This is a genomic window from Stenotrophomonas sp. 22LJNL06-5-1 (assembly GCF_056861455.1).
On the sequence record NZ_JBSPUE010000002.1, the window covers coordinates 520,415 to 535,579 of the forward strand.

Below are 15,165 nucleotides of genomic sequence, written 5' to 3' on the forward strand. Positions count from 1 at the left end.
CTGGAGCCCCCGATGCTGTGCCCCCGCCCCCTTGTCCTCGCCCTGTCGCTGGCCTGTGCCAGCACCGTTCCACTGCTGCCAAACAGCGCCCACGCGCAGGCCGCCACTCGAAGCTACGATCTGCCCGCCCAGCCACTGGCGGCCGCGCTGGACGCCTACAGCCGGCTGACCGGAGTCGATCTGGTGATCGGCGCGGCCCTGCCCCCAGGTCATTCGGCGCCTGCGCTGCGCGGTGACTTCGACGATGCGCAGGCCCTGACGCGCCTGCTGGCAGGCAGCGGCCTGCGCCCGCGCTTCGTGGATGCGCGTCGTGCCGCCCTGGAACCGGCGCCGGCCGAACGCGCCGATGGCAGCCGCCGCACCGGCCCGCTGCGGGTGCAGGGTACTACCGCACACGGCCAGGCACCGGGTGCCGGCGCCAGCCAATATGTACCGGCCACCCGCGATGGCTTTGCGCCCTCGGTCGGCAGCGAGCGCGTGGCGATGGCCGAACGCCAGGACGGCAACAGCCTGCTGCGCTCGATGCCCGGCACCCACAGCTTCCATTCGCGCAGCCAGCCGGGCCTGCAGGTCAACATCCGCGGCATGACGGGTGCCGGCCGGGTCAACACCATGATCGACGGTGTCACCCAGACCTTCCGCAACAATGCCGGGCATGGCTCGGGCGGCCCGTTCGCCTATGTCGACCCCTTCCTGCTGGCCGGCGTGGACGTGCAGCGCGGTGCAGTCGCCGGTGGCGATGGCGCCGGCACGCTGGCCGGCAGTGCCAACTTCCGCACGCTGGATATCGACGACCTGCTCGGTGAGGGGCGCGACTGGGGCCTGCGCGCGGGCTACCGCCACGGCAACAACGGCTACGGCAGTGGCCGCACCTTCGCCGGTGCCTGGCGCCACAGCGAAGAGGGTGGCGACCGCCAGTTCGGCCTGCTGGCCGCTGCCAGCAGCAGCCGCAGCAGCGAGTACGCGACCGCGCGCGGGCAGAAGAACAACGCCGACCCGGGCAGCCAGCAGCCCAGCAGCTGGCTGTTGAAAGCACGCCTGCAGCCCAGCGACCAGCACCGGCTGGACCTGAGCCACATGCGTTACGAAAACGACTTCTACCACAACTATCCGTGGCAGATTTCCGCGCGCAACCAGCGCGCCAGTTACCACTACACGCCCTATTCGCCGTGGATCGACCTGCGCGCGACCTTTGCCAGCAACAAGACCCGGCTGTTCTATCCGCCGGTGGAGGCGTCCAGCTACATCGGCCGCCGCACCCACAGCAGCCTGAGCAGCTGGACCGTGGACAACACCAGCCGCTTCGATATCGGCGCGCTGCAGGCGCGCTGGAACACCGGCATCAAGCACCAATCGGACATCTATGTGGCCGATACGCCCATTCTGCGCGGTGCCAACCCGCAGGGTCGCAGCCAGCTGGACAGCGTGTTCAGCACGCTGGAGCTGCAGTACGACATCTACGCCCTGACCGCCGGTCTGCGCCAGGATCGCTTCGGCATCCGTGGCCACATCCCGGTGTGCTCGGACGTGCCGGGCCAGTGCACCGAGATAAATGGCGGCGACATCGACGTGCGTCGCACCGAGCGCGCACTCAGTCCGAGCCTGGCGGTTTCATTGCAGGCCACCGACTGGCTGCAGCTGTTCGCCGAGGTTTCGCGTACCTCCCGGCCACCACGCGTACAGGAGATGTTCTTCGAGAAGATCCCGCTGGAGGACGCCAGCATCGCCGACGGCATCGGTGCCAATCCGTTCCTGCGTCGCGAGCGCTCGCGCAACCTGCAGTTCGGCGCCAACCTCAGCACCGATTCGCTGCTGGTCGACGGTGACCTGGTCCAGCTGCGGGTCACCCGCTTCGACAACCGCATCCGCGACTACATCAAGCCGCAGTACCTGCTGATCGTGCATCCGCCGGAAGTAGAGCCGTTCGTGGTGCCGATCGACAGCGATCCGCAGCTCACTGGCTGGACCGATGTGCTGGACGCCGACGACTTCAGTGCCACCACGCGCTGGATGAATCACCCCGGCGTGGTGCGCATGCGTGGCATCGAGCTGGAAGCGCATTACGCCAGCGAGCACTACCACGCCACACTGAGCTGGACCCGCTCGCGCACCAGTGCGCCGGCCATCGAGTTCGTCAACCTGGAAGACATCACCGCCCTGCCCGACCGCTACTGGACGCTGGACGTGGGCGGCCGCTGGTGGCAGCAGCGCGTGCAGGCCGGCCTGCGCGCCGAGTACTCCGGCCCGACCGAGGAAGGCTACGACTTCTTCCAGACCCGCAAGACCGGCGGCACCGGCGTGCTGCTGGACTTCTACGCGAGCTTCAAGCCCCAGGCCAACACTACGCTGTGGCTGAACATCGAAAACCTGCAGAACAAGGCCTATGACAACAATGCCTCGATCGACAGCATCTTCAGCCCGATCCTGGACCGCGGCAACGGCCGTGGCCGTACCGTCTCGATGGGCGTCAATATGGCGTTCTAGCCGTCGCTGGCTGCCGCTGTGCCTGCTGGCCCTGGCGGGCGTGGCCAGCGCGCAGCCGATGCCTGGCACGGTGATCGACCTGGCCAACGGCCAGCGCCTGGACGAAGCCGCATTCGTGACGCGTGCGGCGGACGCCCAGCGACTGCTGCTGGGTGAACGGCATGATCTCCCCGGAGACCATGCCGCCCAGCGCTGGCTGCTGCAGGCCCTGCAGCGGCGGCGCCCGCAGGGTTCACTGGTGCTGGAAATGATCGCCAGTGAGCGCCAGCCACGCCTGCAGCGGGTGCAGCGCTGGCTGGCCAAGGGCAACCAGGCCGAAGGTGCACGCCTGCAGGAACTGCTGGACTGGGATACGCGCTGGCCGTGGGCCGCGTATGGCGGGCTGGTACGGGATGCTGCCGATGCAGGCACGCCGTTGTTCGGCGGCAATCTGTCGCGTGCCGAGGTCAACGCGCTGCTCGCCTCGAGCGAGGCGGTGCGGTTCCCGGTGGCCGCTGCCCGCCAGCGCCTGTCGGCGGTAGTGCTGGCCCAGCACGCAGACGCGGCCCCCATGCTGGAAGGGATGCTGGCCGTGCAGCGGGCCCGCGACACGCGCATGGCGCAGGTGCTGTTTGATGCGCCCGCGCCGGCGCTGCTGGTCGCGGGTCGCTGGCATGTACTGCGCGGTACCGGGGTACCGGGCTACCTGTCACCGGCTACGCCTGCGCTGGTGATCGCATTGGCTTCGCCGGGTGAAACCGTCGATGCGGCGGATGCCGATCTGCTGTGGGTGCCGGGCGATGAGTGAACGCGGCCAACACTGGCAGGCGATCGCGATCACCGTCGTCCTGCACCTGCTGCCCCTGCTGCTGTTGGTGCACTGGGTCGCTGTGCCGCCGATGCTGCCGCCGCCGGAGCAGGACGTGCGCATCAGCCTGCGCCTGCTGGCACCGGCCACGCCGCCACAGCCCGTAGAGGAGCACCAGGCCGACACCCCCAGCCAGGCGCAGCAGGCGCGCGCATCGCAACCGACAAAGTCGCCCCCGCCACCGAAGCCCACCGCCGCGCGCGAGGGCGAGTTGGCCGCCAGCGAAACGGGCGGGACGGGTCGAAAGCCACTGCCGGTCGCCCCGCCCGCGGCCGCGACCGATGCAAGTCCCGCACCGGCATCGATCACGGCCGCGCCGCCCGCTCCAGACGCGCCACCGGCAGACTTCCAGGCCGGCGCCGCCAGCGACCAGTGGGAAGCCCGCCTGATGGCGCGGCTGGAGCGCTATCGCTATTACCCTGCCGCCGCGCGCTCGCGCCGGCAGCAGGGCACCGCCTGGGTCAGGGCCAGCATCGACCGTGAGGGCCGCCTGCTGGCCCTGCGGTTGGAGCAGTCAAGTGGCCAGCCGATGCTGAATGACGCAGCGCTGCAGACCTTCCGTCGTGCACAACCGCTACCGCCCATTCCCATGGAAATGAAGGCACCGCAGGAGCTGGTGGTGCCGGTGGAGTACTACCTGCGCTAGGCGGCATAGGCCTCCGCCTCGATCTCGAACAACATGCCGTCCAGCGCCAGCCGCGGCACCGGGATCAGCGTGCAGGTGGGCGCCGCGCGGTTCGGCCAGCGCCGCCGCACCTGGTGGGCAATGATGCCCAGCCGGTCCTCATCGTGGCCGACCACCAGGATGCGCAACCGCGCCACGTCGGCCAGGCTTGCGTGTGCCGAGCGCAGCGCGGTCTGCAGGTTGTCCAGCGCCTGCCCGACCTGGTCTTCGAAGCTGGGCGAGAGACGGCCCTGCGCATCTTCACCGCCCTGCCCGGCCACGTGGATCACCCGTGCTGGCAGGCGCACCACCGCCACGTGTGAGTAGCCGTTGGCCGAAGGATCGTAGAGGCCCGGTGGATTGAACAGCTCCAGCAGGCCATGGCTGAGGTCCGGTGTGGTCAGCAGGTTCATGCCGCGCGCCTCGTGGGGGTTGCCGGCAGTCTGTGACCTCAACCCGGGTTGAGGTCAAACGGATCCGGTGCAACAGACCGGTCTGCCACGCGCAACGATCACGCGTTCCCGTGGACTCGAGCCTGCTCGACTTCCGCTGACGAAAAGCAGTCGAGCAAGCTCGACTCTACAGAAGCGTGGTCACGTCCACGCCGGATCCGCCGTGAAATCGATGGTCAGCCAGAACGTGCTGCCGCGCGCATCCAGCCGCACCGCGATCTCGTCGCGCATCGCATCGACTTCACCCACCGAGCCCAGCGGCATGGCCGGGTCGGCCAGTACATGGATCTCGATGAAGCGCATCCGCCCCATCTTCGCCACGTGACTGGTGAAACCGGCATAGCCACGCTCGGCCACGAACGCCTGCATCACCTGCTGCACGCGCCGGTCCAGATCGTCTGGCGCCACCTGCAGTACTTCGCGCATGGCCTTCCACGCACTGCGCGCGGGCACCGGCAACACCGCCAGGCTGATCAACGCCAGCACGATCGAATCCAGGTACGGCACCCAGTGGTGCCACTCACCACCGTGCAGGACCAGCGCCAGCACGAAGGCCAGCACCACCGCCAGGCTCATCAATCCACCCAGCAGCCAGCCGCGCACATCCAGCCACAGCAGCGCCGAGCGCAGATGCCGCGCCCGCTGGGCGACAAACGCCGCCATCGCCAGGTTGCTGCCACTCAGCAGCGCCGCCCACCACAGCGCGGGCCCGAATTTCACTTCGTGCCCGCCCGTGGTCAAACCAATCACCGCGTTGGCCAGCGCATACACGCAGGCCAGCGACAGGATCACCCCACCGAGTGCCTCGACCATCGGCTCCAGGTGCCAGTAGCCGTACTGGAAGCGCGGGCTCTGTTCCCGCGCCACCAGCCGCAGCACCGACAACGACACCAGGGTCAACGCGACGTCGACCAGGCTGTACACGCCGTCGAACAGGATGGCCTGCGATCCCACCAGCAGGCCACCGCTGAAGCCGACCGCGCTCACCGCGATGGTGACCCCGATCGAGAACTTCAGGATGCGTTGCTCGCGCGCGGTATCCATCGTTCGCCGAAGGGCCGACCGTTGCCGGTCAGGCCTTCAGCACCTCCACCTTGTACGACGGCACATCGCCATCGTGCTCGATGATGAGCCCATGCACGTCCGATTCAAAGCCCGGGAAACGGGCATTCTGCTCGCGGGCGATGCGCAGCGACTGGATGATCGGCTCGTCGCTGTCGCCGAAACGCTCGCCCGGCATGATGGTCGGAATGCCCGGCGGGTACGGCACCAGCATGGTCGCAGCGATGCGGCCACTGATCTGCTCGATGTCGACCCGCTCGATCTCGCCCTTCACCAGATGGTTGTAGGCATCGGCCGGAGTCATCACCGGGGTCGGCAGATCCACGTACATCTCGCGCATCACCTTGGCCACCGCGAATTCCTGGTTGAACGCATGCAGCGCGTCACACAGGTCACGCAGGCCCCAGCCGGCATAGGCGTTCGGATAATCGGCGGCCAGCGTCGGCAGTGCCTGGCTCAACGGCGCGTTGCGGTCGTACAGCTCCTTGAATGCCATCAGCTCGGTGACCAGGGTGCTCCACTTGCCCTTGGTGATGCCCATCGAGAACAGGAACAGCACCGAGTACAGGTTGGTCTTTTCCACGGTAATGCCGCGGCCCCACAGGAACTTGCTCAGCACCGCCGCCGGGATGCCCAGCTTGCCCATGCTGCCGTCCATCGCCAGGCCCGGAGTCAGCAGGGTCACCTTGATCGGATCGATCAGTACATAGTCGTCAACCAGGTTCTCGAAGCCGTGCCAGTGGGCGTCCGGCTGCAGGTACCACTCCTCGCGCTTGGCCACCAGCGGTGCCGGCGTATCTCCCTTGTCCAGGCTGCGCTCGACCTGGGTCGGCTGCCACACGCTGAACCACCAGTCGTCGCGGCCCAGGTCGTCGCGGACGTGCAGCATCGCTCGGCGGAAGGCGATGGCCTCGTCATGCATTTCCTGCACCAGCGAGCGGCCGGCATCGCCTTCCATCATCTTCGAGGCCACGTCACAGGCCGCGATCACCCCGTAATGCGGGCTGGTCGAGGTGTGCATCATGAACGACTCATTGAAACGCTCGGCATCCAGATTGCGCTGTGCCGAGTTGCGCACGTGGATCATCGACGCCTGCGAGAACGCCGCCAGCAGCTTGTGGGTCGAATGCGTGGTGAAGATGATCGCATCCTGCTCGCGCGGCTTGCCCTTGGCCATGCCGTAGTGGTTCTCGTAGAACGGGTGGAACGCCGCGTAGGCGTACCACGCTTCGTCAAAGTGCAGGAAATCGACCGCACTTCCGATCTCGTCGGCGATCTTCTCGGCGTTGTAGCAGAGGCCGTCGTAGGTTGAGTTGGTGACCACCGCGATGCGCGGCTTGGAACCGGCCTTGTAGGCCTGGCTGGCCAGCGGATTTGCGGCAATGCGCTGCTGCAGCGACTCCGGCGTGAACTGATCCAGGCTGATCGGGCCGATGATGCCGTGCGCGTTGCGGCTGGGGGTGAAGTACACCGGCACCGCACCGGTCATGATCAGCGCATGCAGCAGCGACTTGTGGCAGTTGCGGTCGACGAACACCACGTCGCCGCGCGCCACCGTGCCGTGCCAGACGATCTTGTTGGCGGTGGACGTACCGTTGGTGACGAAGAAGGTATGGTCGGCACCGAAGTTGCGTGCGGCCTCGTTCTCGGCGTCCTTGATCGGACCGGTATGGTCAAGCAGCGAACCCAGCTCCGGCACCGAGATCGACAGATCGCTGCGCAGAGTGTTCTCGCCGTAGAACTGATGGAACGCACGGCCGACCGGCGACTTGGTGAACGCCACGCCGCCGGCATGGCCAGGCGTATGCCAGGAATAGTTCGACTCGGCCGCATGATGGATCAGCGCCTTGAAGAACGGCGGCAGCAGGTTCTTCATGTAGTCTTCGGCCGCGCGCATCACCTGTCGCGAGATGAAGCTCTTGGTGTCTTCAAACAGGAAGATGAAGCCGTGGATGTACTTGAGCAGCTTGCTCGGCACCTTCTCGATGGTGCGGCGCTCGCCGTACAGGAACACCGGCAGATTGGCACGGCGAGCACTCTGCTCGCGCAGGAAGGCAGTCAGGCGCTGGAACTCGCCATCCACCTCTTCGCTGCCGTCGATCGAGATCAGCACTGCCGAAGCCGCCACGTAGGTGCGGGCACCGGCGCGGGCATCATCCAGGTTCAGGCCGCACAGCACGCGCTGGTCGTTGCTGCGCAGCTCTTCCACCAGGGCACGGATCAGGATGCCGCCGATGCGCGGCGACTCGTAGTCGTTGTCGATGACAATGACCGGATAGTCCAGGGACTTGAAGTACACGTTGATTCTCCTTGTCTAACTCAGGAACGCTGGGCGCCGGCACTGATCGCCGATGCCTCGCGGGCGCGCTGCCGCTGCTGGCGGCGCTCCTCGCTGAAGAAGGGATAGAACACGGTGATGAACAGAACGAACAGGAAGGCGTACTGCACGATGGTTCCCGACGAGCCGTAGATCGCCCACAGGCAGTACACGACGGTCAGGCTGGTCAGGGTCCAGAACGCACCGGTGTGGACCAGGGTGTGCGAACGCTCGACCACGAAGTAGCAGGCCACGCATGAGTAGATGTAGGGCAGCAGGGTCAGTACCACGGCGGCCGACGTGATGACGTCGAACTGTGCCGACGCGGTTTCCGAGGTGGAGGTGACCAGCACCGCCAGGGTCATCAGCACCGCCACGATCAGCACGCCCTTGACCGGCACGTCATCCTTGTTGGTCTTGCTGAAGATGCTCGGGAACAGGCCATCATCGGAGGCTGCCTTGGCACTCTGTGCAGTCAGCAGGATCCAACCGCCCAGCGAACCGGCAGCGCCGATGAAGGCGCACAGGCTGACCAGTGCACCACCCCAGCCACCGACGGCCTTGGCAGCGGCCAGCGCAAACGGCGCATCGGAGGTCTGCAGCTCGCCATTGGGCACCATGCCCATGATCACCGAGGAACTGGCGATGTAGGCGATGGCGGCCAGGAACACACCGGCCAGGGTGGCGCGGGCCACGTTCTTTTCCGGGTTCTCGACCACGCCCGCCGTGACCGAAGCGGATTCGACACCGATGAAGGCCCACAGGGTCAGTGCCGCAGCGCTGGAGATCGCGCCGAAGTTGGACTCACCGGACACGTTGTAGGCGCCCTTGAAGATGTCGGCATCGAAGAAGAACCAGCCGAAGATGGCGATGCCCAGGATCGGCACCAGCGCGAAACTGGTGGTGACCGTCTGCACGCGGCTGACAAAGGCCGGGCCGATCATGTTGGCGAAGCTCAGCGCCCACACCAGGATCAGCACCGCGATGCAGCGCACCAGCGGCTCGGACAGGATCGGGAAGAAGTAGCTGAAATAACCGACCGCCGCGATCGGGATGGCGACGTTGCCGATCCAGTTGGCGAACCAGTAGATGGTATTGGTCTGGAAGCCCATATAGGGCCCGAACCAGTCACGTGCATAGGCATAGGGGCCGCCCGCCTTGGGCGCCAGTTTGCCCAGCTTGGCGAACACGAAGGCCAGCAGCAGCGCGCCCGCGGTAGTGATCAGCCAGCCCCAGATCGAGGCGGTACCAATCTTGGCCAGGCTGGAGGGCAGCAGGAACACGCCTGAGCCCATCATGTTGCCGGCGACGAGGAAGGTGGCTCCGACCACCCCGATTTTCTTTGCTTCTGCCATGACAATCTCCTGTACTGGCATGAGCCCGGTGCAACCGGGCGTGGGGACGGTTACGCTGGCGTACGACCGCTGGCGCCTATCTGATGAAGTTGTATTGCAGGCTGCCCTGCACCCGGACGGTGTCGCCACGCGCGCCACCCTGCTGTTCCAGGCGGCCGTACAGCAGCTCCATGCCCATCGTCCACGACGGTGCCGGGCTCCAGATCAGGTTGAACACGCCGTAGCGGCTCAGACGGAATGCGTCGGCCGCCAGTGCAGCATTCCGCTCCAGAGTCAGCTGGCCGAAGATCAGGTTCGATCGCCACAGCTCGGACCAGTAATGCGTGTAGCCCACGAAGCCGCCGTGCAGGTCCAGCGCGTCGAGACGGCCGTCGGCACCGACCACCGCGTCCAGTCCGGAGCCGGTCAGGTCGGCGGTGTAACGGCTGAGGCCGCGGCCACCCAGCGCACCGAACAGCAACAGGTCGCGCTCGCCCACCGAGGCCGAGCCGCTCAACTGCAGGCCACCGGCCATGCGCCGGTCGCGCTCATCGTCGCCGTCATAGGCCAAGCTGCGTGCCACCGCGCCCAGTTGCACGTGACCCCAGTCGCGCTCCATGCGCGCCGTCACCGTCACATCCGGCAGCCGGTTCACTGCGGCGCGCTCATCGCTGGCACCGGCAAGTTCGGTCTTCGGATCTTCGGCGGCGACGGTCAGGGTGTTGCCCTTGCCCATCGCAAAGCTGTGGTGGATGCCGGCCACCAGCAGGTAACCGGCGCCACCGGGGCCAGCGAAGTCCAAGGTGTCGGGCAGGCTGTCCGGATCCATGAAACTGGAATAGCCGTAGCCGGCATAGGTATTGCCAAGCTGGCCATAGGCATGGCGCAGGCGGAATTCGTAGCCATCGCTGCTGCCGAAGAAGTCGTTCTCCAGGTAGAAGCGCAGGTTGCCGTGCGTGGTCGGGCGCCGCGCCTCGAAACTGAAGCGGGTCTGCTTGGCATGGATGTTGAAATTGGACACGTCACGATGGCGGCCGCCCACCGGCATCGACGAAGGAATGAACTGATCCTCATCGCCCGCCGCGCGCGAATCGGCGATGGCATCGAGCTTGGCGTAGCCGCCGATGCGGATCACCGTATCGGTGCCGGGAATGGCGAAGAAACCCTTCAGATCCGGGTCGGTTGGGCCGGCCGCACTGTCCGGTCGCGATGCCGCGGTGGATGGATCGGCCACCGATTCACGCTGCGGCAGCACCGGTTGTGCCACGCCCGGCACCTGGGTGGGATGCAGCATAGGGGTATTGCCCACAGGTGCGATCGCGGGCGCAGGTGCCTGGGCGATGGCAGGCGCAACCGCGCCATCGCGCTGCTCAAGCCGATCCAGGCGCTGCTGCATTCCTTCCAGTGCCTGACGCATGGCCGCGATCTCACGGCGCAGCGCCTGCGCGTCCTCCTTGTCATCAGCCTGTGCATATGCCGGCGTGATCGCCAATGCGGTCAAACAGGCCAGACTCAGTACCGCCACGCGCATTGCATCCTCCCTGGACGTCCATGTTCATCGCGCAGGCCGAACGCACGCATGCGCGGCTCCGGCCCCACGTTGCCGTTGCTGGAAATGCGGATACTGCGTCGACGGCAGCGGCCAGCCTGCGCATTGCAGGCAACAGGACGATGACATTGCCCTGCCCGCACCGATGCCGACTCCATCAAGGCCGCGCTGCCAGAGAGGTGGCGACCGCAGCGGTCTGGGTAACAAGCACGGAGTGAGAGTGTCGTGAATGGCTGTGCCGGCCGACCCTGATCAGGGCGTGGCGAGCGCGGCATCCATCGCGCATTGACGCTGTATTCCATGCGTCACAGGCTAATCCGCCTGTCGTTTTTGGCCTTGATTGGAATCAAGGCACGATGCTTGATGTCAGTCACGATTCAGACGTGACGATGATCCAACGTTGCGCAGGCCTGCAATCGGAAGGCTCACCGCAGAATGCGACAGGCCCGCATGCTGCCATGCGGGCCTGTGCAGTGTTTCATGAGGCTGGCGCTACTCAGCGTGGGCCAAGCACCGTCTGCAGATCGGCACCCTGCGGCAGGCCTGCACGACGCTGTACCTGCCCCTGTGCGTCCTGGAACAGGATGCCCGGGGTGCCCTGGAAGCCCATTTCGATCATCAGTACCTGATTGGCATCGAGCTTGCCCGCAATCTCGCGGCTGATGTTCGGCAGCGCCTTGATGCCACCGCGATCAAAGTCGTGCTCGTTCTGCAGCAGCGCCGCGCTCGGGTCACGGGCAGCGAGGATGGCCGCCGCTTTGGCCGGGCTGTCCTCACGGATGACGCCGACCATGATGTGACGCAGCTGCACCTTGCCGGCATCCACCCACGGACGCGCGGCTTCCCAAAACTTGTGGCAGTAGGGGCAGTTGGCATCGCTGAAGGTATAGACCACGCGCGGCGCATCGGCCTTGCCGTCACGCACCCAGGCGCTGGCTTCCAGTTTGGTCCACATCTTGGCCGACATCGGCGAGGCCACCAGCTTCTCAACGGCCTCAGCGGCTACATCGTTGCCCTCCGCATCGAACAGGCTGCCGACCAGTACGTTCTTACCATCAGCAGTGACATAGGCCGCTGCCGGCTGCTGGCCGCCGACCACGCCGGCGAAGCCTCGCAGGCCACCGGGAGCATCGAATTCGGCGACGACCTCGAACCCATGCTTCTCGATGCCCTTCAGCACCGCAGGGCGATCGCCCTTGTTGGCAGCGGCTGTGGCGCTCGCTGCCGGTGCCGCGGCGGTCTTGCCCGGCGGCGTCTGTGCCTGGCTGCAGGCGGCCAATGCCAGCAGGACCGGCAGCAACAGCACCGCCGGGGCGGTGCGCAGGGAAGTCGACAACATGGGAACTCCGTAGTGAGATGCCCGCGCAGGCTACCGCAGCCGGCGCAGTTTGTGTTCAAGACCGGCTGCCGTCAGTTCGCCGAGGTGCAGTTCACGCAGGCGCCCTTCGGCGTCGAAGAACAGGGTCGAGGGATAGGCCTGCACGCCCAGCACCGTGGATGCCGCAGCGTCATCGTCCAGCAATACGTTGCCCAGCAGGAGTCGTTCGCGCGCAACAAAACCCTGGACTTCCTCAAGGGTTTCACCCTGGTTGAGGAACACGAACTGCACATCCGCATGTGCCTGCTGCGCCGCTGCCAAGACCGGCATCTCGCGCCGGCAGGGCCCGCACCAGCTGGCCCACAGGTTCAGCACCAGTGGCTTGCCACGGAACTGCTGCAGATCCACCCTGCCCCCTTGCAGATCGGCAACCTGCAGTACCGGCAAGGGCATCTGCCGCTCCTGCCAGGCGGACAGCATCTGACTGCCGCCCGCCCATAGCAGCACACCTGCCAACGCCGCGCCCAGCACCGGGGCGCGCAACGCCCGCCATGGGCGCAACCGCCACAGTCCCCATGCCAATCCCGCAACCAGGACCACCACCAGGTGGTAGCCACCATCGGCAATCTGCAGAATGCTCCACGGCGCCTCGCGATACAGCGCGAAGTTCAAGGCCACGAAGCTGATGCGACCACACAGCAGGCCCACCAGCAGCATGTCCAGAACCATGCTGGGTGCAGAAGGCAGCGGCATGCCGTCCTTCCTGCGTGGCCACAGACGCGCCACGGCCATCGCCAGCACTACGCACACGAGAATCAACATCACCGGCATCGGCACCGGCCCAACACTCGACATCAGACCACCTGTTCAATCGTCCACTGACTGCATGGTCGAAGTGTCGCGCTCCGGTTGCAAGCGCACCGATGTTGCCCGCATCAGGCCGCGCTGCGCCCCAGTTGCATCACCGAAGGCGATTGCAGCCCGCGCAGGCTGCCCGCCACCGACGGCATCAAGGGCCGCTCGCGGCGCTTGCTGCTGACGTGACGCCGATAGTTGGCCGGCGTCATGCCAACGATGCGCAGGAACAACCGGCGAAATGCACTCTGATCAGCGTAGCCGACGCCCCAGGCGACCTCATCGATACCCGCCCCCTGCTGCAACAGGGTCTGCGCCTTGGCGATGCGCAGCCGTTGGCAGTATTCGATCGGCCGCAGGCCGGTGGCCTTGAGGAACCGCCGCTGCAGTGTGCGCGGCTCCAGCCCGGAGACTTCGCAGATCGCGGCAAGGGTGGCGCCGCGTGCCGCCGTGGTGTGCAACCAGCGCTGCGCCTTCAACACATCACGATCGCCATGTGCGAAGTTGGCACTGAAGCGCTCCAGATCCTGCTGGATCGTGGCGGGCACGGTGATGCCCAGTTGCTGCGCGACCGCACTGGCCACGCCCTGCCCATGCAGCCGGTACAGCAGCCGCAGGCCCAGGAAGCGCCAGGCCTGGCCCCCGCCGACCGTCAGCAGGTCACCGTCATCCACCAGTGCCCGCTCGCTCGGCACCCAGCTCGCGGCCTGCGCCTGCAGGCCTGGATGGCGCCCGAGATCGGGGCCACTGACCGTACGTCCGGCCAGCAATCCGGCCCGTGCGAGCACACTGACGCCATCACTGGCGGCGGCCAGCAGGCTGCCACCGTCATAGTGCGCGCGCAGCCAGTCCAGCAGGACCTCATCCGCGCGCAGGCACGCACCGGCACTGATCTGGCCCGGAACGGCAATCACAGCCGGGATGGCCGCATCGAGCATTTCCGCACCCGCAATACGATGCACACCGGTCTGGCTGGCCGGCACGATCCAGCGGGTGACCAGCACCCGCTTGAACGGCCGACGCTGCTGCTGGGCAAGGCGATTGGCAACGTGCGCCATTTCGGCCAGCACCGAGGCGGCAGACGGATCACCTCCCGGGTACTCGACCACCGCGATCTCGACGAATCCTTCGTTCCTGAATCCTTCCACAGACCACCTCCTCGGTTCGTTGCAGGCCATCGAACGGCCGGTTCAGGCGAAGGGTAGGAACTGGCCCATCGGCGGGGCTATGAAGAAAGTTGCAAAGTGCGCTGAATGCGCGCACCCGGGCCAAGCCTTGACTCTCGACCAGACTCCAGGCTTCACAATGGCCGGCAGCATCCGCAGGAATCCGCCATGAACATTGGACAACTGGCCCGCCAGGCGGGCGTGCCGATCGATACGGTGCGCTACTACGAACGACAGCAGCTGCTGCCGACCGCGGCCCGCTCGGCGGGTGGTTACCGCATCTTCGGCGAGCAGGATCTGCGCCGGCTGCGATTCATCCGCCGCGCCAAGGCGCTGGGCTTCAGCCTGGAAGAGATCAGCGAGCTGCTCGCACTGAGCGATTGCCACTCGCAGGACATGGGTAGCGTGCGCGACACCGCGCAGGCGCGCCTGCAGGACATCGCACAACGGATGGCGGAACTGCAGCGCATGCACACCGCACTTTCGCAGCTGGTCGACGCCTGCCCCGGTCACGGCACGCTGGACCAGTGCCCGATCCTGGCGGCACTGACCGACGACGCTGCACAGGCGAACGGCGACTGACATCGGCTTCGCAACGCACGTGAAGAAAAGTGCAACAAATGCTTGCCAACCCCCTGGGGCAAGGCTATTATTTCGCTCCTCAGCGACGTGGGGCCATAGCTCAGCTGGGAGAGCGCCTGCATGGCATGCAGGAGGTCAGCGGTTCGATCCCGCTTGGCTCCACCACTTCGACATTAGGCCGTCGAAGAATCTACAACTTGAAGTTTTCGTGCGTCCCCATCGTCTAGAGGCCTAGGACATCACCCTTTCACGGTGGCGACCGGGGTTCGAATCCCCGTGGGGACGCCACTCATCACGAACAACGAGGACCCGGCCGATAACCGGGTCTTTTTTGTTCACCGCCTACCGGCATTCAGGTTGTGGCGTTGCGGTTCCCCTGCCCTCGTGGTCGCGGTTGAACCGGAACGAAAAAAGCTCAAAAAAAGCTTCCACAAACGTGAACACGCAGGTATGATAGGCGGCTCGGTAACACGGGGCCATAGCTCAGCTGGGAGAGCGCCTGCATGGCATGCAGGAGGTCAGCGGTTCGATCCCG

General features: G+C 66.1%; 12 protein-coding genes and 2 tRNA genes. 6 read left to right on the forward strand and 8 right to left on the reverse strand.

Annotated features, from left to right (window positions below; all coding sequences use genetic code 11):
- The first annotated feature begins 12 nt into the window (after nt 1-12).
- The 3 genes from AC13GF_RS07980 to AC13GF_RS07990 are packed head-to-tail and all read left to right on the forward strand — an operon-like array spanning nt 13 to nt 3,977.
- Nucleotides 13-2,484: a TonB-dependent receptor gene (locus AC13GF_RS07980; RefSeq protein ID WP_483004245.1), complete on the forward strand. Its 2,472-nt coding sequence runs from the start codon at nt 13-15 to the stop codon at nt 2,482-2,484.
- Complete coding sequence (locus AC13GF_RS07985) at nt 2,471-3,271, forward strand: ChaN family lipoprotein (protein ID WP_483004296.1); 801 nt, start codon at nt 2,471-2,473, stop codon at nt 3,269-3,271. Before AC13GF_RS07980 ends, AC13GF_RS07985 begins: the two co-directional genes overlap by 14 nt.
- Nucleotides 3,264-3,977, forward strand: coding sequence for an energy transducer TonB family protein (locus AC13GF_RS07990; RefSeq protein WP_483004246.1), 714 nt, complete (start codon nt 3,264-3,266; stop codon nt 3,975-3,977). The genes AC13GF_RS07985 and AC13GF_RS07990 overlap by 8 nt, the downstream gene beginning before the upstream one ends.
- Here the strand turns inward: AC13GF_RS07990 and AC13GF_RS07995 are convergent.
- The 8 genes from AC13GF_RS07995 to AC13GF_RS08030 form a co-directional block, all read right to left on the reverse strand.
- Nucleotides 3,974-4,408: a RidA family protein gene (locus tag AC13GF_RS07995; RefSeq protein WP_483004247.1), complete on the reverse strand. Its 435-nt coding sequence runs from the start codon at nt 4,406-4,408 to the stop codon at nt 3,974-3,976. The two genes, AC13GF_RS07990 and AC13GF_RS07995, sit on opposite strands and share 4 nt — an antisense overlap.
- A gap of 180 nt (nt 4,409-4,588) precedes the next feature.
- Nucleotides 4,589-5,491: a cation diffusion facilitator family transporter gene (locus AC13GF_RS08000; RefSeq protein ID WP_483004248.1), complete on the reverse strand. Its 903-nt coding sequence runs from the start codon at nt 5,489-5,491 to the stop codon at nt 4,589-4,591.
- Between the two features lie 28 nt (nt 5,492-5,519).
- Entirely contained in the window at nt 5,520-7,808 is a 2,289-nt protein-coding gene (locus tag AC13GF_RS08005; protein WP_483004249.1) for an Orn/Lys/Arg family decarboxylase, read from the reverse strand.
- Nucleotides 7,809-7,828: 20 nt separating this feature from the next.
- Nucleotides 7,829-9,181, reverse strand: a complete 1,353-nt coding sequence (gene adiC / locus AC13GF_RS08010) for an arginine/agmatine antiporter (protein ID WP_012511406.1) — start codon at nt 9,179-9,181, stop codon at nt 7,829-7,831.
- A 76-nt stretch (nt 9,182-9,257) separates the two neighbouring features.
- Nucleotides 9,258-10,691 (reverse strand): DcaP family trimeric outer membrane transporter, encoded by a 1,434-nt coding sequence (locus AC13GF_RS08015; protein ID WP_483004250.1) that lies wholly within the window; start codon nt 10,689-10,691, stop codon nt 9,258-9,260.
- Nucleotides 10,692-11,205: 514 nt separating this feature from the next.
- The gene (gene dsbG / locus AC13GF_RS08020; protein WP_483004251.1) at nt 11,206-12,048 is read right to left on the reverse strand and encodes a thiol:disulfide interchange protein DsbG; all 843 of its coding nucleotides are present in this window, start codon (nt 12,046-12,048) and stop codon (nt 11,206-11,208) included.
- A gap of 30 nt (nt 12,049-12,078) precedes the next feature.
- Nucleotides 12,079-12,882: a redoxin family protein gene (locus AC13GF_RS08025; RefSeq protein ID WP_483004252.1), complete on the reverse strand. Its 804-nt coding sequence runs from the start codon at nt 12,880-12,882 to the stop codon at nt 12,079-12,081.
- An 80-nt stretch (nt 12,883-12,962) separates the two neighbouring features.
- Entirely contained in the window at nt 12,963-14,030 is a 1,068-nt protein-coding gene (locus AC13GF_RS08030) for a GlxA family transcriptional regulator (protein WP_019336511.1), read from the reverse strand.
- A 186-nt stretch (nt 14,031-14,216) separates the two neighbouring features.
- On the opposite strand from AC13GF_RS08030, the gene AC13GF_RS08035 reads away from it, so the two are divergent.
- The 3 genes from AC13GF_RS08035 to AC13GF_RS08045 all read left to right on the forward strand — a co-directional run bounded on the left by AC13GF_RS08035 (nt 14,217) and on the right by AC13GF_RS08045 (nt 14,918).
- Nucleotides 14,217-14,630 carry a heavy metal-responsive transcriptional regulator gene (locus tag AC13GF_RS08035; RefSeq protein ID WP_483004253.1) on the forward strand — a complete coding sequence of 138 codons (414 nt, stop codon included), beginning with the start codon at nt 14,217-14,219 and terminating at the stop codon, nt 14,628-14,630.
- Between the two features lie 89 nt (nt 14,631-14,719).
- Nucleotides 14,720-14,795 (forward strand) — tRNA-Ala (locus AC13GF_RS08040).
- Between the two features lie 47 nt (nt 14,796-14,842).
- Nucleotides 14,843-14,918, forward strand: a tRNA-Glu gene (locus AC13GF_RS08045).
- Nucleotides 14,919-15,165: the final 247 nt, after the last annotated feature.

Coding starts and splice junctions, on each gene's coding strand:
- AC13GF_RS07980 (WP_483004245.1), top strand. CDS start 13: ATGCTGTGCCCCCGCCCCCTTGTCCTCGCCCTGTCGCTGGCCTGTGCC.
- AC13GF_RS07990 (WP_483004246.1), top strand. CDS start 3,264: ATGAGTGAACGCGGCCAACACTGGCAGGCGATCGCGATCACCGTCGTC.
- AC13GF_RS07995 (WP_483004247.1), bottom strand. CDS start 4,408: ATGAACCTGCTGACCACACCGGACCTCAGCCATGGCCTGCTGGAGCTG.
- AC13GF_RS08000 (WP_483004248.1), bottom strand. CDS start 5,491: ATGGATACCGCGCGCGAGCAACGCATCCTGAAGTTCTCGATCGGGGTC.
- adiC (WP_012511406.1), bottom strand. CDS start 9,181: ATGGCAGAAGCAAAGAAAATCGGGGTGGTCGGAGCCACCTTCCTCGTC.
- AC13GF_RS08015 (WP_483004250.1), bottom strand. CDS start 10,691: ATGCGCGTGGCGGTACTGAGTCTGGCCTGTTTGACCGCATTGGCGATC.
- dsbG (WP_483004251.1), bottom strand. CDS start 12,048: ATGTTGTCGACTTCCCTGCGCACCGCCCCGGCGGTGCTGTTGCTGCCG.
- AC13GF_RS08025 (WP_483004252.1), bottom strand. CDS start 12,882: ATGTCGAGTGTTGGGCCGGTGCCGATGCCGGTGATGTTGATTCTCGTG.
- AC13GF_RS08035 (WP_483004253.1), top strand. CDS start 14,217: ATGAACATTGGACAACTGGCCCGCCAGGCGGGCGTGCCGATCGATACG.